This window comes from Pasteurella canis, from assembly GCF_020810675.1.
GTDB lineage: Bacteria > Pseudomonadota > Gammaproteobacteria > Enterobacterales > Pasteurellaceae > Pasteurella > Pasteurella canis.
This window is the reverse complement of sequence record NZ_CP085871.1, coordinates 1,164,948-1,189,190: the sequence shown is the minus strand read 5'-3', so window position 1 is coordinate 1,189,190 and position 24,243 is coordinate 1,164,948. Positions and strand designations below refer to the sequence as shown.

Here is a 24,243-nt window from a genome sequence, read left to right as displayed (position 1 = left end):
ATTTAGACCGCACTTTTCATTGATAGATATTCTTGTAAACCTTTTTCACGTAATATACAGCTTGGACATTCACCACAGCCTTGTTCAACACCGATGTAACAAGTATGCGTATGTTGGCGAATATAATCCAATGCACCAAGCTCATCGGCTAATTGCCATGTTTGTGCTTTAGTCAAATACATTAAAGGTGTTTTAAGATTAAATTGATAATCCATCGCAAGATTGAGTGTGACATTCATTGACTTAATGAAAATATCTCGACAATCGGGATAGCCACTAAAATCGGTTTCACAGACACCAGTGATAATGTCTTGAATTCCTTGCCCTTTCGCATAGATGGCAGCATAAAGCAGAAATAATGCATTACGACCATCCACAAACGTATTCGGCGTATGACCTTGTTGCTCAATTTTTGCGTTGTCGTCCATTAAGGCATTTTGCGTGATGGCTTTGATGACAGAGGTGTCAATTAGGGTTTGTTTAATACCAAGATCTTGTGCAATCCATTGTGCTTTTTCTAGCTCAATAGCGTGGCGTTGTCCATATTGGAAGGTGATAGTCTCCACATTTTTGACACCATATTCTTGAATGGCTTGAATCAGACAGGTGGTGGAGTCTTGTCCACCTGAAAAGATAACAACTGCTTTGCGGTTGTTATTTGGATTTGTAATATTCATATTGTTTTCCTAGTTTTGTTTCGAACAAGGATTGGTTATATCCATTGTTCAAGTGGGAGGTTTACGAACCACTGTAAAAATAAAAAAGCGGGATTGTCACTGCATTGAGCAGTAGCAATGCCCACTCACGGTAACGTGCGGCTATTTGTTTGCTAAAATTTCCGCTAGTTCTAAATCCTGTTTCACATCAATATCTACTGAACGATAAGTTGGCATTAAGTAAAATTTCAGTGGAGGGATAAAGAAATATTTTTCTTTGAGTAGTTGTGCAATGTCATTAATGTAAATAGCGCCATTGGCACGATACATTTTTGGTAAGGTTTGGCGTGCAGCCTCAAAATCAGCAATGTCACGTACAGGTAAAACCTCATGCTCTTTACTTAAAGTGAATGCTTTGTATGGGTGATGTTCACATTCACACGCAGAAACTATTGAATTTACACCACCATTAACAAACATATCCATTGCATTTTTAATATCTAAATGATCGCGCAGCGGGCTAGTTGGTTGTAGTAAAGTACAAGTCCCTTCAGTCACTTGTAATTTTTCGAGCGCATGCAAAATTGCATCAATTGTTCTAGAATTATCTTGAGCTAGTTCAGCAGGGCGTTTAATAGCTGTTGCACCATATTTTTCTGCTTCTCGCAAAATGTTATCACCATCTGAGGTTACTACAATTTGGTCAAAGACCTCTGCTTGTTTAGCTGCTAAAATTGCACGTCCAATCAGAGAATGCCCTCCAACAGGTTGAAGATTTTTATCTGGAATCCCTTTTGAGCCTGCTCGGGCTGGGATAATAGCAATATTTTTCATCATGTGCTCCTATTGAAAAAAGGGCTTGAAGCCCTTTTAGTAAACGACATTATTTCTGTTTCATTGCTGGGAAGAGGATAACATCACGAATTGAAGCTGCATTAGCAAAGAGCATTGCTAAACGGTCAATCCCTAAGCCTTCACCTGCTGTTGGTGGTAAGCCGTGTTCAAGTGCGGTCACAAAATCTTCATCTTTAAACATAGCTTCATCATCACCAGCTTCTTTTGCAGCAACTTGTGCATCGAAACGTTCATTTTGATCTTCGGCATCGTTTAATTCTGAAAAACCGTTACCGATTTCACGACCACCAATAAATAACTCAAAACGATCAGTAACTTCAGGGTTTTCATCATTACGACGTGCTAATGGTGAAATTTCCGCTGGATGAGCCATTAAGAATGTTGGCTGAATTAAGTGATGTTCTGCTACTTCTTCAAAAATGACATTTACAAGGCTACCTAAACCCCAAGATTTTTGTACTTCAATACCTAATTTTTTTGCCACAGCGACAGCACGATCAAAATCATATAAATCTTCTTTCACAATACCTTTATCTGCACCATATTTAAGTACGGCATCATGCATTGTGATACGTTCAAATGGTTTACCAAAATCAAACTCCAGCTCACCATAAGGAACAATCGTTGTACCCAAAATATCCAGTGCTAGTTTGCGTAAGAGTTCTTCTGTGTTATCCATTAAATCATGGTAATCCGCATAGGCTTGGTAGTATTCGAGCATAGTAAATTCAGGATTATGGCGAACAGATACACCTTCATTACGGAAGTTACGATTTAATTCAAATACACGCTCAAAACCACCAACGACTAAACGTTTTAAATAAAGCTCTGGTGCGATACGTAAATACATATCAACATCTAACGCATTGTGGTGAGTGATAAATGGACGCGCAGAAGCACCACCAGGTATGATTTGTAACATTGGTGTTTCTACTTCCATAAAGCCTTTGGAAATAAAATAATCACGGATACCTGCAATCACTTTTGAACGAATAATGAAAGTACGGCGTGAATCTTCATTCGCAATCAAATCTAAATAGCGTTGGCGATAGCGTGTTTCTTGATCACTTAAACCATGAAACTTATCTGGTAATGGGCGAAGTGCTTTAGTTAATAAAGCAACTTCAGTACAGCGTACAGTCAGTTCATTGGTCTTTGTTTTGAATAGCGTTCCTTTTACACCTACAATATCGCCTAGATCCCATGTTCCCACATCTTCAGCATAAACGCCTTCAGGTAAGTTATCACGAGCGATATAAAGCTGGATACGACCAGACATATCTTGTAATGTGATAAAAGTAGCTTTACCCATTGTGCGACGAGTCATAATACGACCAGCAACTTTTACTTCGACTTCTTGTGCTTTTAATGCTTCACCTTCAATCGCATCATATTGGGTATGTAAGTCAGCAGCTAATGCATCACGACGGAAAGTATTTGGAAACGGATTACCTTTTGCACGTAATGCGGCTAATTTTTCACGACGAACTAACATTTCGCCATTAAGATCGAGTTCTTGAGTTTGTTCTGACATATTTTTCCTTTAAATTTACATTAATTTTAGGGAGAGGAACAAAGTACAGTCAATTTCTACTAAGCTTTGACTATACTTTTTGGAATTATAGTCCCGCCTTTAAGCTAGCTTCGATAAAGCGATCTAAATCACCATCAAGGACGGCTTGAGTATTTCGATTTTCTATTCCTGTACGTAAGTCTTTAATGCGCGAATCATCAAGTACGTAAGAGCGAATTTGGCTTCCCCAACCAATATCAGACTTATTATCTTCCATCGCTTGTTTATCTGCATTTTTTTTCTGTAACTCCATTTCATAGAGCTTCGCTTTCAACTGTTTCATACATTGATCTTTGTTTTTATGTTGAGAGCGATCATTTTGACATTGTACAACGATACCACTTGGCATATGGGTAATTCGTACTGCACTTTCTGTTTTGTTAACATGCTGACCTCCAGCACCAGAAGCACGATATACATCAATGCGTAAGTCTGCAGGATTAATTTCTATATCAATATCATCATCAATTTCTGGATAGACAAAAGCAGCACTAAAAGAAGTATGGCGTCGGTTGTTTGAGTCAAATGGGCTTTTACGTACTAAGCGGTGAATTCCTGTTTCAGTACGTAGCCAACCAAAGGCATATTCACCAGAAATTCTAATTGTAGCTGATTTAATTCCAGCAACATCGCCATCGGAAACTTCCATCAACTCTGTTTTAAAGCCTTTGCTTTCTGCCCAACGTAGGTACATTCTTAATAGCATTTCAGTCCAGTCTTGTGCTTCAGTCCCACCAGAACCTGCTTGAAGATCGACATAGCAATCTGCTGCATCGTGTTGACCACTGAACATACGCCGAAATTCTAATTTTGCTAATTGCTCTTCTAGATCTTCAAGCTCTGAATTTGCTTCATGGAAAGTGTCTTCGTCTTCAGCTTCAATCGCAAGTTCGAGTAAACCTTCAACATCTTCTAAGCCTTGTTCTAAAGCTTTAACTGTATTTACGATTGTTTCAAGGGCAACGCGTTCTTTACCTAAAGTTTGTGCTTTTTCTGGCTCATTCCAGACATCAGGTTGTTCAAGTTCAGCATTAACTTCTTCTAGACGTTCAACTTTAGTATCAAAGTCAAAGATACCCCCTAAGCACTTGTGTGCGCTCAGTAAGGTCTGAGATTTTATTTTTTATCGGATTAATTTCAAACATACTGCAAGTTTTATAGTGAAAATTAAGTATTAATTATACGCTATTTTAGGGTTATATGGTAGGCAATTTTAGCTTCTTTGCTTGCACAAATATGGAATCCCTTTATAATCCTTAACTTTAGTTTTTGGATATTGATGTGATTATTAATAGGAATAAAAAATGAAAAGATTTTTGACTACACTTATAGGATTGACATTATCAGCACAGCTTTTAGCCTCGACACAAGCTATTTCAGAACGGCTGAATAATATGGGAGTCAAGAATATTGAATTAAAAGATTCACCTGTTAATGGCTTAAAAACCGCAATCACTGAACAAGGTATTTTTTATATTACAGATGATGCAAAATACGTTTTAGATGGGAAATTATATGAACTTAGTGAAAATGGTTTGACTGATGTTGCAGGGAAACTTTTGTTAGAGAAATTGAATCAATTAAATAAAGAAATGATCGTTTATCCTGCTAAAAATGAAAAACATGTTGTGACCGTCTTTATGGATATTAGTTGTCATTACTGTAAAGTGCTACATGAAAAGATTAAAGAGTACAATGAGTTAGGAATTACTGTACGTTATTTGGCTTTTCCTCGTGCAGGAGTGAACTCAAAAGTTGCTCGTCAAATGGAGGCGATTTTTGTTACTAAGGATCCACAATTTGCTTTAAATGAAGCTGAAAAAGGTAATTTACCAAAAGAGTTAAAAATACCAGAGATCGTGAAGAAACATTATCAATTAGGTCTTCAATTTGGTGTAAATGGTACACCTTCTATTATTACTTCAACTGGTGAGTTAATCGGTGGGTATTTAGAGCCCAAAGCACTACTTGCAGAATTAAATCGTCAATAAATAACGTATACCAATTAAAGTAAGGACGCCTTTTAGCGTCCTTAATTGCTTAATCTGTTCATTTTCTCATTTTCATTGTAGGTTGGTTTGGTGAATAAATTAATTCAACGTCGAATTGTGCCAGATGGCGAGTCAATTTGTGTAGATCCTTTATTAGATCGTTTGTATCGTTCGCGTCATATTCAAAACTCACAACAATTAGACCGCACTTTAGCCGCATTGTTAAATCCACAGTTGTTACAAGGTATAGAGGAAGCTGTTGCATTATTAGTTGAGGCATATTATCAGCAACAAAAAATTGTTATAGTTGGAGACTTTGATGCGGATGGGGCAACGAGTACAGCACTAACAGTTCTCGCCTTGCAACAATTAGGTTTCCGTCATGTCACGTTTTTAGTGCCAAATCGCTTTGAACAGGGTTATGGTTTAAGTATTGCGGTAGCTGAACAGGCTTTAGCGCAAGAAGTACAATTGTTAATCACAGTCGATAATGGCGTATCCTCTGTAGAAGGTGTTACCTTTTTACAGCAACATGGCGTTAAAGTTCTCATTACTGATCATCATTTGCCCCCAGAGGTTTTGCCTAATGCTGATGCTATTGTCAATCCAAATCTAAGCAATTGCAGATTTCCATCAAAATCCTTAGCAGGTGTTGGTGTTGCCTTTTATTTAATGCTGGCATTACGTGCTAAGTTACGTGAGATCGGCATTTTTGATCAAAAGACACAACCTAATTTTAGTGATTTGTTGGATCTTGTTGCGCTTGGGACGATTGCAGATGTCGTGCCATTAGACCAAAACAACCGTATTTTAATTTATCAAGGGGTGAGTCGTATTCGCGCTTCACATTGTCGTTGTGGCATTCGTGCATTAGTTGAAGTTGCAAATCGTGAGATTAGTCAGTTGTCGGCTTCTGATCTTGGTTTTTCTATTGCACCACGTTTAAATGCTGCTGGACGATTGGATAATATGTCTGTGGGTGTTGAGCTATTATTAGCAGAGGATATGGCAACCGCACGGGCACTTGCCTTAGAACTGGATGGGCTCAATCAAACGCGTAAAGAAATTGAACAAGGAATGAAGCTAGAGGCACTTGAAATTTGTCGAAAATTGACCGCACTTGAACAAACACTACCTATTGGCATTGTGCTATATCAAGCTGATTGGCATCAAGGGGTGCTTGGTATTTTAGCATCAAGAATTAAAGATCAATTTCATCGTCCTGTGGTTGCATTTACTCGTGAACAAGAGGGTATTTTAAAAGGCTCAGCCCGTTCAGTAGAGGGGATTCATTTACGCGATGCATTGGAACGTATTTATAGTAAATTCCCTGATATGATCTTAAAGTTCGGTGGGCATGCAATGGCAGCAGGATTAACGATTCGTGAGGAATATTTAACTGTATTTCAAACTGAATTCAATCGATTGTTGAGTGAGTGGCTCGGAGAAGATAAATTGCAAGGCATTATTTGGACTGATGGAGAATTGAGTTCGCAACAATTTAATCTCAATGTAGCAGAAAGGTTAAAACAGGCTGGACCTTGGGGGCAGGCTTTCCCAGAGCCTGTTTTTGATGGCGAGTTTAGCATTTTACAACAGCGCCTCGTTGGAGATAAACATTTAAAAATGATGGTAGAGCCAAAACAAGGCGGACCATTACTTGATGCCATTGCCTTTAATGTCGATACTCGTTATTATCCTGATTTGTCTATTAAGTCGGCAAGGTTGGTTTATAAAGTAGACGTGAATGAATTTAGAGGTAATCGTAGCTTGCAATTATTAGTCGACTATATTGCACCTATAGTAAGTTAATTATTTAACATGTGGCGAATTGGTTTTCTTTTAGTTTTATTTAGTTTTTGTCGTAGTACATTAGCAGCTAATGGAGCGTCTTCGCTATATTTAAATGAAGATAAGCCACAATATTTTTTAGACGGGCAAGATTATTTCTCGTATCAAACACCTATTTATATTTCAAATCCAAATGAGCCATTATTGATCCAATTCTTTTTTGATTATGATTGTCGTGTATGTTCTTCAGCTCTAGATATTCTAGAGTTATACTCTCAAATTAATTTCGATAAAGTCAAACTTATAGAACGACCTGTCGCAACAGATAAAGCACAATATTCGGCCTTAGTTTTTTATGCTTTACAAGAGATTAAAGCAGAGGATCTCTCAGCATTATTGTTATTTGAAACAGCAGAGAAACAGCGTTTTTCTCATTTGGCTCATTTTGATGAGTTGCGTTCATGGTTAGAGAAGCAAGGGATAAATAAAGATGATTTTACGAAAGCATTTTATTCAGCTAAGGTTACACATGAAGTAGAATTGGCTGAAAAACGCACTGAAGAATATGGTGTGTTTACTTACCCTTATGTTGTGATCGATGGACGATATGTATTAACTGCAAGTACATTGTATAATGATGATTACAGCCTTGCCGTATTAGATTTTTTAGTGAATAAGTTAATAAAGGAAAAACAAAAGTAATGAAAATTGGTATTGTGGGTGCAATGGCACAGGAAGTCGAAATTTTAGCCAATTTAATGGAAAATAAAGTGATTACTCAAGTGGCGAGTTGTACTATCTATGAAGGTGACATTCAGGGTAAATCCGTTGCTTTAGTGCAATCAGGTATTGGTAAAGTCGCTGCTGCAATGGGAACAACAGCATTATTACAATTAACTCGTCCAGATATTGTCATTAATACAGGATCTGCGGGAGGAGTAACAGCTGGTCTGAACGTGGGGGATATTGTGATTTCAAATGAGACGATTTATCATGATGCAGATGTGACAGCATTTGGTTATGTCAAAGGACAATTACCTGCTTGCCCACCTGCTTTTGTTTCTGATGAAAGGTTATCTGCTTTAGCTGAAACTATTGCATTAGCACAAGGACATAATGTAAAGCGAGGGTTGATTTGTTCTGGTGATAGCTTTATTAATGGTGGTGAAGCCTTAGCTAAAATTAAAGTAGATTTCCCCAATGTGATGGCTGTCGAAATGGAGGCTACGGCAATTGCGCAAGTCTGCCATGCATTTAACTTACCTTTTGTAGTGGTTAGAGCTATTTCAGATGGGGGGGATGGAGAAGCTAATATGTCTTTTGAAGAGTTTTTACCTCTGGCAGCAAAACAATCCTCACAAATAGTCTTAGGTATGTTAGAGAGACTATAGATTTATTAAGCAAAAACAACAAAAGTACGGTAGAAAGTTTTCAACATTTCTACCGCACTTTTTTACTGGCATCACAATACGTTTTGATGCTAACGTTTTATTTCCGAGTGAGAGCCACTTCTAGTAAAGTGGCTTTATATTGTTATTTAGCAGATTGGTTAATTAAGAATTGTACTAATAATGGAACAGGTCGACCTGTGGCTCCTTTGTTAGCGCCTTGTAACCATGCCGTACCTGCGATATCTAAATGAGCCCAAGGATATTTGTCGGCAAAATTAGATAAAAATGCCCCAGCAGTAATTGCACCACCCCAACGGCCACCGATATTAGCAAGATCAGCAAAGTTTGATTTCAATTGTTCTTGATATTCTTCACCTAGTGGTAATCGCCAGGCTTTATCTGTTGTTTCTGCGGCAGCTTGTGCTAAGGTCTGAGCAAGTTCATCGTCTGTTGAAATGAGACCACTATTGTGTGCACCTAATGCTACAACGCAGGCACCTGTTAAAGTTGCAATATCAATAACCAATTCTGGCTCGAAGCGTTCAACATAAGTTAATGTATCGCATAGTACTAAGCGACCTTCAGCGTCTGTATTTAATACTTCGACGGTTAGTCCTTTCATTGTTGTTAAAATGTCACCTGGACGATAAGCTTGGCCATCTGGTAAGTTTTCACAACCAGCTAATACGCCAATGACATTTAATGGTAGTTTTAGTTCTGCAATCGCATTCATAACACCATACACTGCAGCTGCACCACCCATGTCATATTTCATTTCATCCATTGCTTCTGCTGGTTTGAGAGAAATACCTCCAGCATCAAAAGTCAATCCTTTACCTACTAATACGATTGGTTTAGCGCTAGGGTTTGGATGATTGCGATATTCAATAATTGAAAGTTGAGCTTCGTTCACTGAGCCCTGAGAGACTGCTAAATAAGCATTCATACTTAATTCAGCCATTTCTTTTTCACCTAACACGGTCGTTTTGATTAAATCAGAACGTGTTGCTAATTCTTTTGCTTGTTCAGCTAAATAAACAGGATTACAGATATTAGGAGGGCAATTTGCGATATCCTTAGCGAATTTGACGCCTAAAGCAACAGCTTGTGCATGTTGAATTGCTTGTTGAGCCATTTCACTCTCAACACTAAAAATTAACTCGGTTAATGTAATTTGTTGATCATTTTTTTTGCTTTTGAATTGTTCGAATTGATAGAAATTTGATTCGATAGCTTCAACACTGAAACGGATATTCCAATATAGGTCGCGATCTTTAATTTCAACATCAGATAAGTAGCTGATAACTTGCTGTGCTTTAGTCGATTTGACTGCTTGAATAGTATTTTGGATAATTTGTTTGAATTGTTTTTCGTTTATTTCGCCTTTTTTCCCAGCACTGACAACAAAAACACGTTCAGCAGTATAATTAGGAACATGGCGTAATACTAATACCTCACCAATTTTGCCTGTGATTTCGCCAGATTCAATTAATTTACTCAAATAACCTTGTGAAATTTCGTCAATTTTTCTAGCTGCGGAGGAAAGCTTCCCCTCTTCGAAAATACTGACAATAATGTTACTTTTTATATCTAAAAGTGCGGTCGATTTTGCACAATATTTCATTTTATCCTCTCAAAGATTTTTACTGTTTTCGGTTTAAAAATAAGTTATCATACGGCAACAAATTAGCCAAATTAGACCATTCTATATAAATTGCAAGAAAAATATAGGCAATAATGTGATTTTAACCCGATATTTAACTAAAGAAGTATTTAAGAGCCAAATAGCAATCTTATTTATTCTACTTCTGATTTTCTTTTGTCAACAACTTGTTCGTGTATTAAGCTCTGCCGCAAGTGGTAAAGTACCTGCCGATTTAGTCATGTCTTTACTTGGATTAGGTATGCCAACAATGGCACAGTTAATGTTGCCATTATGTTTATTTATTGCAATTTTATTAACTTTTGGACGCTTATATGCTGAAAGTGAAATTACAGTAATGAGAGCTTGCGGTGTTGGACAGCGTATTTTAGTACGAGTTGTATTAATTCTTTCTTTCTTTACTGCTGCTTTAGCTACATATAATGTATTTTGGTTGACACCTTGGGCAATTCAAAAGCAAGGTGAAATTCTAGAAGATGCTAAGGCAAATCCAACGATGGGAGCACTTGCTTCAGGTCAATTCATCAACACTAACAATAATGAATTCGTATTGTTTATTGATAAGATAGAAGATAATACTATTCATGATGTCTATTTATTCCAGACTAGAGAAAAAGGGAATTTAAAGCCTTCAGTGCTTGTTGCGGAACAAGGCATGTTAACAGCGTTACCTAATGGCGATCAAATTCTGAAATTACAAAATAGCCAACGTGTTGAAGGGAGCAGTGCTTTTCCCGATTTTCGAATTACTCATTTTGATGAGTATCAAGCTTATTTGGGTTATCAAAATACCAACAATGAAGAGCATGATGCAGCAGAGCTAAGCTTTTGGACTTTAGTTAATACAAGTACATCTGCGGCAAAGGCAGAATTGAATTGGCGTTTAAGCTTGATTTTGGCAGTCCCTTTAATGGCGTTGATTGCAGTACCATTGAGTCGTGTTAATCCTCGACAAGGGCGTTTTGCTAAAATTATTCCAGCATTACTATTATATTTAATTTATTTTTTATTACAAAGCTCCTTAAAATCAGCATGGAGTGCTGGGAAATTAGATGCGAGTCTTTTAATGCCATTAGTGAATTTTATTTTCTTCCTATTGGGGATTATATTGAATAGTTGGAGTAGCGCATCAATGTATAAAGTACGCTATTGGCTCAATAAGAGTGTTGCATTAAAAGGATAGTTAAAATGATGAATACTTTAGACCGTTATCTGGGAAAAAGCATTTTAGGGGCGATTTTTGCAACATTAGTTATGTTAGTTGGCTTATCGGCCATTATTAAGTTTGTAGAACAGTTTCGGAGTGTGGGAAAAGGGACCTACGATATTTTACAAGCTATTCTTTATACGGTATTAACTATCCCTAAAGATATTGAAACTTTTTTTCCAATGGCAGCGTTGTTAGGCGCATTAATTGCTTTAGGTAATTTAGCGAGTCGAAGTGAACTTGTTGTTATGCAAGCATCAGGTTTTTCTCGTTTGCAGATTGGCTTTGCTGTAATGAAAACTGCATTACCACTCGTCATACTGACGATGTTGATCGGTGAATGGGGCATTCCGCAAACTGAGCAATTTGCACGTGATATGCGCTCAAAAGCGATTTCAGGTGGATCATTATTATCTGTGAAAAATGGCATTTGGGCAAAAGATGGCAATGACTTTATTTATATTAAACGGATTACGGATGATATTGAGTTAAGTGATGTTTATATTTATAGTTTTGCTGATAATCGACAGCTCAAACGTGTAAAACATGCAAATTCTGCCTCTTACCAAGATGGTAAATGGATTTTAACACAACTGAATGAATCAGAAATTTTAGATGATGAAATTAAGACCATAAATCAATTAAATACAGAATGGCAAACGAGTTTGACGCCAGATAAATTAGGTATTGCCTCTTTACGACCAACGTCTTTGTCTATTACTGGACTGTCTAATTATATTGAGTTTTTAAAAGAAACAGGACAAGAGTCCAAAAAATTTGAGCTGACTTATTGGCGTAAGTTATTTCAACCATTGTCAGTCGGTGTGATGATGATGCTTGCATTATCTTTTATTTTTGGACCATTACGCAGCGTAACCGCAGGTGCGAGAATTGTCACTGGGATTTGTTTTGGATTCTTATTTTATGTCGTTAATGAGATTTTTGGTCCATTAAGCTTAGTCTATAATGTGACGCCTTTAGCTGGAGCATTGATGCCAAGTATTTTGTTTTTGTTAATTACATGGTGGCTATTAAGTCGAAAGCGTACTTAAAATGGTAAAAGAGACCATGGAGTAAATACGTAATAGAAATAAAAAGGATAGCTACTTGCTAAGATATCTTTTTAATACAGAATACGTTAGTTAATAAAAATAGAATTTAAATTTTAACTATAAATTCTTACACTATCAGCTAGTCTTTAAATATAAAAAGGTTAAAAATGCAATTAAATTGCGGCTAATTTAAGATATGTTAAACATAAAAAAGGCGGATAAAACCGCCTTTTTTATTGATTATATAGATTATAAACTAAATACAGCAAAGCATACTAATACAGTATAAAGTGTTGATAACCCATAGAAAATGACGCCGCTTGCAGGGATGTGAATTTTGAAATCATGCATACCGTGATGAATACGGTGCATCGCTCCCCACATTGGGAAAATTAATAAGACAAGTAACAATAATTTCCCAATACCTGTATGTAAAAACGCGACAAGTTCAATTGTGTTTTTAGGATCAATTAAACCAAATGGCAATAAGAAGCCAAGGACTAAGACCAGTACTGGGTAGAACATTGCACTTACAGTTGTACCTGCACCGAATAGTAACCATACAACAGGTTCATTAGAACGTTTTGGTGTATCTTTCATCTTTTTCTCCTCGCTATACATACATAAACACTAAAATGACGAGGCTGATAAGTCCAGTGACAGCCCATAATGCCGTTGTAATAATTTTTGGATTAATACGTTCACTTTTTACAATGATATTTAAGACTTTAGGGGTCATTACATAGTAAGTCACTGTATTTAATAACATTGCACCAAGTGTAATAATGTTAAGAATAATCACGATTGGATTTTTTAAGAAAGAAACAAAATTAGCAAAACTTTCTAAATTTCCTAAGCTGATTACACCATAAAGTAATACTAAACAGAACCAAAGTGTGGGAATTGCTGTTGCTTCACGTGCAATATAAAGTTTGTAAAAGTCTAACTTTTTCCACCAAGTTGGTTTCATTTCACGCACATATTTTTTGCGTTTACTGGTTGTTGCTGTCATTTTACACTCCTTACTTTTGCGGTTTAAGCATTGCAATTACAAAGTCTTTTGCACTTTCGACTTTACCTTGGTTTACCGCTGAAGCTGGATCTACATGTTTTGGACAGACTTCTGAACAATATCCAACAAATGTACAGCTCCAAACACCGTTTTTACCGTTGATAATCTTCATACGTTCTTCTTTGCCATGATCACGATTATCGAGATTGTAACGATGTGCCAGAGTTAATGCCGCAGGACCAACGAATTCAGGGTTTAAGCCAAATTGTGGGCAAGCCGCATAACATAAGCCACAGTTAATACACATCGAGAATGTGCGGTATTTTTCTAACTGAGCTGGTGTTTGTTTTGTACGGCTTTTTGCTAATTCTGCGGATGGATGTGGTTTTCCATCTAATGCAGGTGCTTGGTTACCAATGATGTAAGGCTTAATTGCTTCTAAGCTTTCAATAAAGTGGCTTAAATCAACAACTAAGTCACGTTCAATAGGGAAGTTAGCTAATGGTTCGATACGCATATGACCGCTGTAGTCACGTAAGAATGTTTTACAAGCCAATTTTGGCTTGTTATTCACCATCATACCGCAAGAGCCACAAATCGCCATACGACAAGACCAACGATAAGAAAGTTCTGGTTCAAGTTTATCTTTGATATAACCTAATGCATCAAGTAATGAAGTTTGGTTATCATAAGGTACTTGATAAGTGCGTAAGTATGGTTCTTTGTCCTGTTCAGGATTGTAACGCAATACTTCAATGTTCATGATAGCCTGATTAACCATTTGCGTTCTCCTTATTTGCTTCAGTTGCTTGCGCTTTTGCAGCTTCTTGGGCCTCAGCTTCTGCACCATAAACACGTTTTGCAGGCTGTGATTTAGTGATTTTTACATCGCTGTATTCAATGCGTGGCGCATCATCACCATTATAGAATGCAAGTGTATGTTTCAAGTAATTGACGTCATCACGCTCTGTATAATCTAAACGTTGGTGCGCACCGCGAGATTCTTTACGCTCAATTGCTGAATTTGCAATTGATTGTGCAACGTCTAAGATATAACCTAATTCAACAGTATATAGAACATTGGTATTGAAGACGCTTGAACGATCAGCAATGCGAATACGTTTATAACGTTCTTTTAATTCTGCAATTTTATCAACTGCTTTTTGCATACTTTCTTGTGTACGATAGATACCACAGCCTTCTTCCATTGCATCGCCCATTTCATCTCGGATTTCAGACCAAGACTCAGTACCTTCTTGGTTATATAGATCATCTAAGCGTTGGACGATATCTTTTGCTTGTGCATCCACGGCTGTTTGGTTGACAGCTGGAGCTTCAACTGCACGTTGTGCTGCGTATTCACCCGCTACACGACCGAGAACGACTAATTCTGCAAGTGAGTTTGAACCTAAGCGGTTTGCACCATGTAAACCTGAAGAAGCACACTCACCCACTGCGAATAGGCCTTTAATACGCGTTTCACTATTGAAGTCGACTTCAATACCACCCATTGTATAATGAACAACTGGGCGTACTGGAATTGGTGCTTTCGCAGGGTCAACACCTTCATAAGCTTGTGCTAATTCACAGATAAACGGCAAACGTTCATGTAAGTATTTTTCACCTAAATGGCGTAAGTCTAAATGAACAACATCAACACCTTTTGCTGTTTTTAGAGTGTTACCTTTTTGTAGTTCTTGCCAGAATGCTTGTGAAACTTTGTCACGTGGACCGAGCTCCATATATTTATTTTCAGGTTTGCCAATTGGCGTTTCTGGACCTAGTCCATAGTCTTGTAAGTAACGATAACCATCTTTATTAACTAAGATACCACCTTCACCACGACAACCTTCAGTCATTAAAATACCTGTATTTGGTAAGCCTGTTGGGTGATATTGTACAAACTCCATGTCACGTAATGGAACACCATGGCGATATGCCATCGAAAGCCCATCACCTGTAACGATACCACCATTGGTATTGAAGCGGAATGCACGGCAGCCACCGCCTGTAGCAATCACAACTGCATTGGCATTAATTTGTACTAAGTTACCTTCCATCATATTCATTGCAACCATGCCGCGTGCATGACCATCATCAACAAGAATATCAAGGACGAAGTACTCATCAAAACGAACAATCTGTGGATATTGGATAGATGTTTGGAATAAGGTATGAAGTAAATGGAACCCCGTTTTGTCCGCAGCAAACCAAGTACGTTCAATTTTCATACCACCAAAACGGCGCACGTTAACATCACCATCTGTTTTGCGACTCCAAGGGCATCCCCAGCGTTCAAGCTGAGTCATTTCAACAGGCGAGTGTTGTACAAAATATTCAACAACATCTTGTTCACATAGCCAGTCACCACCTGCCACGGTATCGTGGAAATGTTTATCATAAGAATCTTCTTCTTTGATAACTGCCGCAGCACCACCTTCAGCCGCAACTGTGTGGCTACGCATAGGATATACTTTTGAAACTAAAGCGATTTTTAAGTTAGGGTTTGCTTCCGCTGCTGCAATAGCTGCGCGTAAACCGCCACCACCAGCACCGACAATTGCAATATCGACATTAACAGTTTGCACGATATTCCTCCAATCAAGAAAGTAAAAAATAAAAATAAACCAAAATTGATTAATTTAGGGTCTCTTCATTTTGCCATTATTTTCAAATATTAATAATCTTTTTTTACAATAAAAGCTCAGTTTCGTGATCTACCTCAAAAAAGTTAAAAATGGGTCATTTTATAGGCATTGTTCTTGATTCAAATTTTATTTAAAGGTTGCTTTTTAATCATTAAAGCACAAGGAAATCTATAAAAAACTTACCGCGTTTTAAGTAAGATCTCGAAGGTTAGATTGATAGTTGAATCTAACTTTGAGTTTCATAATGCACTAGATTCAAATTGTTTTAAAACCATTAAATTATGTATTCTAATGAAGTTTTACTTTCATCAGTGAATGTTTATATCTCACTTTGAAGGAGGGCTTGAGTTGTAGTTTATTTGAGTAATTTCTAATAAATATGGAATTTATTCTAGTTATCGTTGTCTAAATATTCTCTAAATTTAGTTATTTGATGAAGGAAAGCTAACATGAATTTCAATCGTATTTTAAATGAAGTATTGGGCACAGTAACAAAAACTGCGGGGAAAATTAATAAGCCAAGTCAGAATACAGCAGAAAAAATTACTCAACTTGGTGGTGGGGCTGCTTTAGCTGGTATTTTGTCAATGGTATTAGGACGTAGTGGTGGTGCTAAATTAACTAAGTTAGGGTCTTTAGCCGCATTAGGGAGTATTGCTTATCAGGCATATCAGAATTATCAAAAAAATCAGTCAACTGCCACTAATCAAAAGGATGGAAATCTATCTGAAGCCGCTTTTAATACAACTCAGCAGTCGGAAGATAAGAGTGTGATTATCTTACGTACTATGATTGCTGCAGCAATTTCAGACGGTGAAATTGATGAAAAGGAAAGAGCTATTATCGCTGAAGAAGGAGGAAATGATCCTGAGTTGAAGCAATGGGTTGAACAAGAAATTGCTCATCCAATTACTGTTGCCGAAATTGGACGCATTGTAGGTAATGATACGGCACTTGCTACTCAAGTTTATCTTGCTGCACGTATAGTTTGCCAAGAATTAACGCGTAAAGAAATTGTGTTTTTATCACAACTTGCGACTGCTTTAAATTTAGATGATGTGTTAGTCGAACAGTTAGAAAAACAAGCAGGTTTTTAACACTCGATAAAAATAATGGCAAGGATATTTTTCCTTGCCGTTATTGTTTTCCTCATTCAGAGAAAAGCATTCTTTTTTACTGCTTACGCCATGTAGTGCCGTTTACACCATCTTCTAATACAATACCCATTTCAGTTAGTTTATTGCGTGCCGCATCTGCGACAGCCCAATCTTTTACTGCTCGTGCTTCATTACGTTGTTTGATGAGCGCTTCAATTATTGCCACTTCATCATCATTTGAACCTGCTTGTAAAAAGGCTTCAGGATCTTGGTATAATAAACCCAATATAGCAGCCAATTCACGCATTTGCGCTGCTAAACCACTTACTTGCACGCTATTCTCTGCTTTCAACTTGTTGATTTCCCGAGCCATCTCAAATAACACTGAGATTGCATTTGGTGTATTGAAATCGTCATCCATTGCTTCTTTAAAGGAGTGAACAAAGTGTTCACCTCCATTAGGGAGGGCATTTGGATCTGTATCTCGTAGTGCAGTATATAAACGTTCTAATGCACCTTGTGCAAGATTAAGATTTTCTTCACTGTAATTCAATTGGCTACGATAATGTGCAGTTAATAAGAAATAACGTACACTTTCTGCATTATAATGATTCAAAACATCACGGATAGTAAAGAAGTTGCCAAGTGACTTCGACATTTTTTCTTTATCAACCATGATCATGCCTGAATGAATCCAATAATTTACATAATCATTACCATGTGCACAACAAGATTGGGCTATTTCATTTTCATGATGCGGAAACATCAGATCAGAGCCGCCGCCGTGGATATCGAAATGTTCGCCTAGCTCTTTATAATTCATCGCAGAACATTCAATATGCCAGCCTGGACGACCAGCCCCCCAAGGCGATTGCCAACTTGGCTCTTCTGGTTTTGACATTTTCCATAATACAAAATCCATTGGGTTTTTCTTGATTTCAACGATTTCAACACGTGCACCTGCCTGCAATTGTTCAAGATTTTGACGAGATAATTTACCGTATTGACTAAAACTTTCTACATCAAACATCACGTCACCATTCTCTGCGACATAAGCATGTCCACGCTCAATCAGTTTTTGTACAATCGCAATAATTTCAGAAATATGGTGTGTAGCTCTTGGCTCAACGTCAGGACGTAAAACATTAAGTGCATCAAAGTCTTTGTACATTTCTAAGACCATACGATTCACGAGTTGCTCACAGCTTTCTTTATTTTCTAATGCACGTTTAATGATTTTATCATCAACATCTGTGATGTTACGTACATAAGTTAATTGATAGCCTAAATAGCGTAGATAACGAGCAATAACATCAAAGCAAACAAAGGTTCGACCATGCCCAATATGGCATAAATCATAGACAGTAACGCCACAGACATACATCCCAACTTTACCTGCTTGTATAGGGGTAAAAACTTCTTTCTCTCTCGTTAATGTATTAAAAATTTTTAGCATTTGTTTGCTCTCTTATTATTCTTCAAAATTTAGTGAAAACAGACCGCACTTTTAGTTAGCGTATATGCACATACGCCTAGAATTGCCACTTTATAGCATTTCTTGGGCTTTTATGGAATAATAAACGCTTTGAAATTTCAGAGGATAATGGCAATGGTTACATTACACACAAATTTTGGCGATATTAAAATTGAATTAAATCACGAAAAAGCACCCATCACTGCGGAAAATTTCTTAAATTACTGTCAAAGTGGTTTCTATAATAACACAATTTTTCACCGTGTTATTGATGGATTTATGATTCAAGGTGGTGGTATGGAATCGGGTATGCGTGAAAAAAATACCAATGCGCCAATCCAAAATGAAGCAAATAATGGACTAAGTAATAAACGTGGTAGCATTGCAATGGCACGTACTTCTGATCCACATTCAGCAACAGCACAATTTTTTATCAATGTTGCAGATAATACGTTTTTAGATCATCGTGCAAAAGAATTGTTTGGTAAAAAAGTTGTGCAAGAATGGGGTTATGCCGTATTTGGTGAAGTTGTAGAAGGTATGGATGTTGTCGATAAAATAAAAGTGGTGCAAACTGGCAATAAAGGTTTCCACCAAGATGTACCAAAAGACGATGTTATTATTACTTCTGTCACTGTTGAATAATGAATTTCCCCTCAATTGAGGGGAGTTTTTTAGGAATATCATTATGAAAATATTTAAAGTATTGAGTATCCTTAGTATTGGTTTATTAGCAGTTAGTACACAAGCAAAAAATGTCGTTTTACATACTAACTACGGTGAAATCAAAATCGCTTTAGAGCAAGAGAAAGCACCTATTTCGAGTCAAAACTTTCTTCAATATAGTGAATCTGGTTTTTACAATGGAACAATTTTTCACCGAGTTATTGATGGTTTTATGGTGCAGGCGGGAGGCTTTGAAGTGGATATGAAACAAAAGAAAACCAACGCACCTATCCACAATGAGGCAAATAACGGACTAAAAAACTTACGTGGTACAGTAGCAATGGCTCGTACTTCTGATCCCCATTCAGCGACATCGCAATTTTTTATTAATACTGTAGATAATGATTTTTTAAATTTTAGTGCAGAAACAGCACGAGGGTGGGGATATGCGGTCTTTGGTAACGTGATTGAGGGTATGGATGTTGTGGATAAGATAAGCCAAGTGGACACAGGGCGTTCAGGGTTTCATCGTGATGTACCGAAGCAAGAGATAATAATTCAGTCAGTTACTGTTGAATAGGGCTTTGGCATAATGGCATTTTTTGATACTCATACTCACTTAGACTATTTACAACGCGATACTGGTGAGTCGATTGAACAGCTATTGAGTAATGCATTACAAGTAGGGGTCAATAAAATTTTGATTGTCTCTGTACTTGCTCAAGATTTCAATTTTATTCAAAAAATGACCGCACTTTATCCTCAACATTTATATTATGGGCTTGGGTTACATCCACTTTATATTGCCCAGCATAGCCAGCATGATCTTGTTTTATTAGAGAAAGCATTATCTGAACAGAGATTAAATTGTACGGCAGTAGCTGAGATTGGTTTAGAACGAGCTATTCCTGAATTATTAACAGATTTACTTTGGCGTAAGCAATGTGAGTTTTTAGAAGCACAACTTTATTTCGCAAAGCGATATGATTTGCCAGTTAATTTACATTCGCGTAAAGCACATGATCAGTTATTTACTTTTCTAAAACGTATCCCACTAGCAAAACGAGGTGTAATACATGGTTTTGCTGGAAGCTATGAGCAAGCCAAGCGTTTTGTCGAGCTCGGTTATAAGATTGGTGTAGGAGGAACAATCACGTATCCGCGTGCCAATAAAACGCGTGATGCTGTTCGGCGTTTGCCTTTAGATTGTTTATTGTTAGAAACTGATTCACCAGATATGCCTGTATTTGGCTTCCAAGGACAAGTGAATCGCCCAGAGCGGGTATTTAATGTATTCCAATCTTTATGTGAGTTGCGAACAGAAACACCAGAACAGATAGAGCAATGTATTTGGCAACAAAGTGTTGATTTATTTGCAAATGGAAATGGCTAAGTAAAACTTAGCCATTTTTGAGTGTGAGACTCGCTAGATATTTTTAACCAATAAGCGTAGATAGTCACGTAAATACTTGCCAATAAATGTTAATATGCCTTGCTGTTCAATTTGACCTTTAGCGTATTGTGCACCTGTATTGATTACATTGTAATTAAAGGTTTTAGCTGCTTTTTGCAGATAGTTACAAGTTTTTGTTTCGTGAATATCGAATCCACCGATTGTATTATGTACTTGTTTAGTCGTAAATAAACAGTCAAATGTACTTAATGGGTTCATAAATTTAGAAAGCCACATCAAGAGATTAAATCCATCAAGGACTAAACGGGTGATTAATGACACATCTTGTACTTGTAGCTTTCCACTAGCTAACCAAAGTTGTTGTTTATCTAAATAGGATAAAGATTGATAGATACAATCGGGTGCTAAACGCAATTTAGGATTTAAAAATAGTAAACGCTCATACTTAGCTTTTTCTACAGCAAGATTTTTAGCAACATTTACTGCTTGTCCATCAAGTTGAATAAATTGTAAATCTAATTTATCACGATAGCTTTCAACAATAGCTTTATTTTGCTCTGTATTGCCTAAACTAGCCACAATAACCTCAAATTGTCGATGAGTCTGTGCTAATAGATCTTCTAGCAATATACTAAGTGATGTTTCAATAGGATCTAGAGTTAAAATAATGCTAATTGTGTTTGTTTTCATTGCGTCCTCCAACATAGTGAGTAATTTAAACAAGTATTACTTTACTAAAGAGATCTTAATGAAATCTTAAGTGTTAAGATTATTTAAAACGGTAGATGATTTGGTTTGATGACCCTCTCCATACTAGGCTAGGGTCTGCTTTTTCTTGTTCAAATTTACCATCAATAAGGACATCAATATAAGGCAAAATTTCACGCTGTAATCCGTCGAGCTCTTGTAATGTATAACCCGTCCACGCCCATATATCTTTTTCAGGACATTCTTGTTTAACTCTTTTTACGAAAGGTAAAAGCACAGCAAGATTAGCTGGGTGTAAAGGATCTCCACCTGTCAGAGTTAGGCCTTGGCGCTTGATTCGAGTATCTTTTAAATCACGGATAATTTGTTCTTCCATTGCATGATCAAAAGGAATACCTGCATTAAAAGACCAGCTTTTTTTGTTATAGCAACCTTTACAGGCATGAATACAACCGCTGACAAATAATGTACAACGTGTGCCTTCGCCATTAACAATATCAGTAGGGTAGTATTGAAGATAATTCATAATACTATTATTGCTTCTATATTAGGGATGATAGTCTGTTATTCATTATTTAAATTAATGTAAAAGAAAAAGAACTTATATGAATGTATATCTGGTATCAAAAATATTTTTTTCTTATAAATTAGATTTTCCATAATAAGCAATTTGCTTACATTAAAAAGGGGTTTAAATAAGTCAGCTATCAACAGATCACTCCTCCCCACTTTTTATAAAAAGAGGGGAGGGGGGAAAAAGTAAATTACAAATGTTTCACGCGTCTTTTCACTTCTTCTTGCTTACCTGCGTTAAACGGTCTAGCATCGGGGCTACCTAAATAACCACAGACTCGGCGTGTTACAGATACTTTTTCACTGTCATGATTACCACATTTTGGACAAGTAAAACCTTTACTCGTGCATTCAAATTCGCCAGTGAAACCACATTCATAGCATTCATCGATAGGTGTATTTGTACCATAGTAAGGAACGCGATCGTAGCTATAATCCCAAACATCTTCTAACGCTTTTAAATTGTGTTGAACATTTGGATATTCACCATAGCAAATAAATCCACCATTTGCTAATGTAGGATAAGGTAATTCAAAGTCGATTTTATCGTATGGATTAACTTTTTTTTCTACATCTAAATGGTAACTATTAGTGTAGTAGCCTTTGTTTGTGACGTTTTCAATAATACCGAATTGTTTAGTATCTAAACGACAGAAACGATCGCATAAATTTTCACTTGGTGTTGAATACAGACTAAATGCGTAGCCAGTTTCTGCTTTCCATTGCTGTACAGCTTTGCTGAGATATTGCACAATTTCGATGCCTTTTTGACGCAATTGTTCATCATCATACATGTGTTTATCGCCATAGAGTGCATTGATTGTTTCATGAATACCAATATAACCAAGCGAGATAGATGCTCGTCCATTTTTAAAGATTTGTGATACATTATCATCAGCTTTTAAGCGCACACCACAGGCACCTTCCATATAAAGGATTGGAGCTACTCTGGCTTTAGTGTTTTCTAAACGAGCAATACGTGTCATCAATGCTTTTCTAGCAATGGCGAGACGTTGATCTAAAATTTTGTAAAAATCAACCGCACTTTGTTGTGGATTACGACGTTTAGCTTCAATTGCAATACGCGGTAAGTTTAGACTCACAACACCAAGATTGTTACGCCCGTCATGCATTTCCTCACCATTTTCATAGTAAGCGCTTAAGAAACTACGGCAGCCCATTGGCGCTTTGAACGAACCTGTGACTTTGACGACTTGATCATAGTTGAGGATATCAGGATACATGCGTTTAGAAGCACATTCTAAAGCAAGCTGTTTAATATCATAGTTAGGATCGGCTGGATTTTGGTTAATACCTTTTTTAATCGTAAAGACAAGTTTCGGAAATACAGGCGTTTTATGATTTTTGCCTAGACCACGGATACGGTTTTTCAGGATTGAACGCTGGATTAATTTTGATTGCCAGCTTGTTCCTAAGCCAAAACCAAAAGTCACAAATGGTGTTTGCCCATTTGATGTATGCAATGTATTTACTTCATATTCTAAAGATTGGAATGCATCAAAACATTCTTTTTCAATTAAGACTTTTGCATAGTTTTCTGCATCAGGTATGTGCCATTCAGCAGCGGTTTTAAGGTGTTTCTCATAACTGAGTTGAACATAAGGGGCTAATACTTCATCAATGCGGTTAATTGTTGTTCCGCCATAAATATGACTAGCAACTTGTGCAATGATTTGTGCAGTGACTGCTGTTGCTGTACCAATAGATTTTGGTGGCTCAATTTCAGCATTTCCCATCTTGAAGCCATTATTTAACATGCCTTTTAAATCAACTAGCATACAGTTAAACATTGGGAAAAAAGGCGCATAATCTAAATCATGATAATGAATTTCGCCTTTTTCGTGGGCCTCAACAACATCACGTGGCAAGATATAACGTTTAGCATAATGTTTTGCCACAATACCTGCTAATAAATCACGTTGTGTTGGGATGACTTTAGCATCTTTATTTGCGTTTTCATTCAGTAACTCAACATTACTTTGTTCGATTAGCCCTTCAATTTCTTTAGTGAGATGGCTACGTTTTTCACGAGCCAGATCACGATCATGACGATATTCAATATAAACACGTGCTACTTCTGGATATTGGCTTGACATGAGGTGATTTTCCACAATCTTTTGAATGTGACTAATGTCAATTTCTTGTTGATATCGTGCAAAAATTTCATCACAAACTTGTTGACCAATAGCATAGCAATAGCGATCATCTTCGACATTAACTGCTTGTGCTGCTTTTTTGATCGCATTGATAATACGCTGAATTTCAAAGCCTACACGTGAACCATCACGTTTGATTACAAAGAACGATGCCATATTGTTTTACCCTATTTTATGTGTATGACCCAAATAACGTGAATACTATATCTAGTTGTATTTTTATTTTCAACCACAATATATTGTGTTGCATGGGACCTTTTGGAGATAAAAAATTAGGCGTAATCTGATTAGCAAT

The 24,243-nt window shown here is 36.9% G+C and carries 23 protein-coding genes; 10 read left to right on the top strand and 13 right to left on the bottom strand.

What is annotated here, in order from left to right; genetic code table 11:
• Window positions 1–2: 2 nt before the first annotated feature.
• From queC to prfB, 4 genes are all read right to left on the bottom strand, one after another.
• Entirely contained in the window at window positions 3–677 is a 675-nt protein-coding gene (gene queC / locus K7G93_RS05540; protein ID WP_226690671.1) for a 7-cyano-7-deazaguanine synthase QueC, read from the bottom strand.
• 141 nt (window positions 678–818) lie between these two features.
• A complete protein-coding gene (locus K7G93_RS05535; RefSeq protein ID WP_226690739.1) occupies window positions 819–1,490 on the bottom strand; it encodes an acylneuraminate cytidylyltransferase family protein in 672 nt (223 codons plus the stop codon).
• Between the two features lie 49 nt (window positions 1,491–1,539).
• Window positions 1,540–3,045, bottom strand: coding sequence for a lysine--tRNA ligase (lysS, locus tag K7G93_RS05530; RefSeq protein WP_049216083.1), 1,506 nt, complete (start codon window positions 3,043–3,045; stop codon window positions 1,540–1,542).
• Between the two features lie 85 nt (window positions 3,046–3,130).
• A protein-coding gene (prfB, locus tag K7G93_RS05525) for a peptide chain release factor 2 (protein WP_160531715.1) occupies window positions 3,131–4,229 on the bottom strand; the annotation gives its coding sequence in 2 pieces (ribosomal slippage) (window positions 3,131–4,153 and window positions 4,155–4,229; 1,098 coding nt in all).
• A 159-nt stretch (window positions 4,230–4,388) separates the two neighbouring features.
• On the opposite strand from prfB, the gene dsbC reads away from it, so the two are divergent.
• From dsbC to mtnN, 4 genes are all read left to right on the top strand, one after another.
• Window positions 4,389–5,075: a bifunctional protein-disulfide isomerase/oxidoreductase DsbC gene (gene dsbC, locus K7G93_RS05520; protein WP_226690672.1), complete on the top strand. Its 687-nt coding sequence runs from the start codon at window positions 4,389–4,391 to the stop codon at window positions 5,073–5,075.
• Window positions 5,076–5,165: 90 nt separating this feature from the next.
• Entirely contained in the window at window positions 5,166–6,887 is a 1,722-nt protein-coding gene (gene recJ / locus K7G93_RS05515; RefSeq protein ID WP_226690673.1) for a single-stranded-DNA-specific exonuclease RecJ, read from the top strand.
• Window positions 6,888–6,896: 9 nt separating this feature from the next.
• Window positions 6,897–7,568 carry a thiol:disulfide interchange protein DsbA/DsbL gene (locus K7G93_RS05510; protein WP_226690674.1) on the top strand — a complete coding sequence of 224 codons (672 nt, stop codon included), beginning with the start codon at window positions 6,897–6,899 and terminating at the stop codon, window positions 7,566–7,568.
• Complete coding sequence (gene mtnN / locus K7G93_RS05505; protein WP_160531712.1) at window positions 7,568–8,257, top strand: 5'-methylthioadenosine/S-adenosylhomocysteine nucleosidase; 690 nt, start codon at window positions 7,568–7,570, stop codon at window positions 8,255–8,257. The genes K7G93_RS05510 and mtnN overlap by 1 nt, the downstream gene beginning before the upstream one ends.
• Window positions 8,258–8,399: 142 nt before the next feature.
• Here the strand turns inward: mtnN and K7G93_RS05500 are convergent, their stop codons facing one another.
• Entirely contained in the window at window positions 8,400–9,881 is a 1,482-nt protein-coding gene (locus K7G93_RS05500) for a leucyl aminopeptidase (protein WP_226690675.1), read from the bottom strand.
• A 115-nt stretch (window positions 9,882–9,996) separates the two neighbouring features.
• Here K7G93_RS05500 and lptF point away from each other — a divergent pair, with 115 nt between their 5' ends.
• Window positions 9,997–11,103: an LPS export ABC transporter permease LptF gene (lptF, locus tag K7G93_RS05495; protein ID WP_226690676.1), complete on the top strand. Its 1,107-nt coding sequence runs from the start codon at window positions 9,997–9,999 to the stop codon at window positions 11,101–11,103.
• Window positions 11,104–11,108: 5 nt separating this feature from the next.
• A complete protein-coding gene (gene lptG / locus K7G93_RS05490; protein WP_160531710.1) occupies window positions 11,109–12,179 on the top strand; it encodes an LPS export ABC transporter permease LptG in 1,071 nt (356 codons plus the stop codon).
• Window positions 12,180–12,428: 249 nt separating this feature from the next.
• On the opposite strand, the gene frdD is transcribed toward lptG, so the two are convergent.
• The 4 genes from frdD to frdA are packed head-to-tail and all read right to left on the bottom strand — an operon-like array spanning window position 12,429 to window position 15,779.
• Entirely contained in the window at window positions 12,429–12,779 is a 351-nt protein-coding gene (gene frdD / locus K7G93_RS05485; protein WP_049216065.1) for a fumarate reductase subunit FrdD, read from the bottom strand.
• Window positions 12,780–12,792: 13 nt separating this feature from the next.
• Window positions 12,793–13,191 (bottom strand): fumarate reductase subunit FrdC, encoded by a 399-nt coding sequence (gene frdC, locus K7G93_RS05480; protein WP_049216063.1) that lies wholly within the window; start codon window positions 13,189–13,191, stop codon window positions 12,793–12,795.
• Window positions 13,192–13,201: 10 nt separating this feature from the next.
• Entirely contained in the window at window positions 13,202–13,972 is a 771-nt protein-coding gene (locus K7G93_RS05475) for a succinate dehydrogenase/fumarate reductase iron-sulfur subunit (protein WP_049216061.1), read from the bottom strand.
• Entirely contained in the window at window positions 13,965–15,779 is a 1,815-nt protein-coding gene (gene frdA, locus K7G93_RS05470; RefSeq protein WP_226690677.1) for a fumarate reductase (quinol) flavoprotein subunit, read from the bottom strand. Before frdA ends, K7G93_RS05475 begins: the two co-directional genes overlap by 8 nt.
• Window positions 15,780–16,288: 509 nt before the next feature.
• On the opposite strand from frdA, the gene K7G93_RS05465 reads away from it, so the two are divergent.
• A complete protein-coding gene (locus K7G93_RS05465; RefSeq protein ID WP_226690678.1) occupies window positions 16,289–16,936 on the top strand; it encodes a tellurite resistance TerB family protein in 648 nt (215 codons plus the stop codon).
• Window positions 16,937–17,012: 76 nt separating this feature from the next.
• On the opposite strand, the gene cysS is transcribed toward K7G93_RS05465, so the two are convergent.
• Window positions 17,013–18,392, bottom strand: a complete 1,380-nt coding sequence (gene cysS, locus K7G93_RS05460) for a cysteine--tRNA ligase (protein ID WP_226690679.1) — start codon at window positions 18,390–18,392, stop codon at window positions 17,013–17,015.
• A gap of 153 nt (window positions 18,393–18,545) precedes the next feature.
• Here cysS and K7G93_RS05455 point away from each other — a divergent pair, with 153 nt between their 5' ends.
• From K7G93_RS05455 to K7G93_RS05445, 3 genes are read left to right on the top strand one after another with little or no spacing between them, the layout of a single operon-like run.
• Window positions 18,546–19,055 (top strand): peptidylprolyl isomerase, encoded by a 510-nt coding sequence (locus K7G93_RS05455; RefSeq protein ID WP_191134437.1) that lies wholly within the window; start codon window positions 18,546–18,548, stop codon window positions 19,053–19,055.
• Between the two features lie 43 nt (window positions 19,056–19,098).
• Window positions 19,099–19,656: a peptidylprolyl isomerase gene (locus K7G93_RS05450; RefSeq protein WP_226690680.1), complete on the top strand. Its 558-nt coding sequence runs from the start codon at window positions 19,099–19,101 to the stop codon at window positions 19,654–19,656.
• Window positions 19,657–19,668: 12 nt separating this feature from the next.
• Window positions 19,669–20,469 (top strand): TatD family hydrolase, encoded by an 801-nt coding sequence (locus tag K7G93_RS05445; RefSeq protein WP_226690681.1) that lies wholly within the window; start codon window positions 19,669–19,671, stop codon window positions 20,467–20,469.
• Window positions 20,470–20,502: 33 nt separating this feature from the next.
• Here K7G93_RS05445 and K7G93_RS05440 read toward each other — a convergent pair whose 3' ends face one another.
• The 3 genes from K7G93_RS05440 to nrdD form a co-directional block, all read right to left on the bottom strand.
• The gene (locus K7G93_RS05440; protein WP_226690682.1) at window positions 20,503–21,180 is read right to left on the bottom strand and encodes a glycosyltransferase family A protein; all 678 of its coding nucleotides are present in this window, start codon (window positions 21,178–21,180) and stop codon (window positions 20,503–20,505) included.
• A 79-nt stretch (window positions 21,181–21,259) separates the two neighbouring features.
• The gene (gene nrdG, locus K7G93_RS05435) at window positions 21,260–21,724 is read right to left on the bottom strand and encodes an anaerobic ribonucleoside-triphosphate reductase-activating protein (RefSeq protein WP_160531705.1); all 465 of its coding nucleotides are present in this window, start codon (window positions 21,722–21,724) and stop codon (window positions 21,260–21,262) included.
• A 238-nt stretch (window positions 21,725–21,962) separates the two neighbouring features.
• Window positions 21,963–24,104 (bottom strand): anaerobic ribonucleoside-triphosphate reductase, encoded by a 2,142-nt coding sequence (nrdD, locus tag K7G93_RS05430; protein WP_226690683.1) that lies wholly within the window; start codon window positions 24,102–24,104, stop codon window positions 21,963–21,965.
• Window positions 24,105–24,243 lie beyond the last annotated feature (139 nt).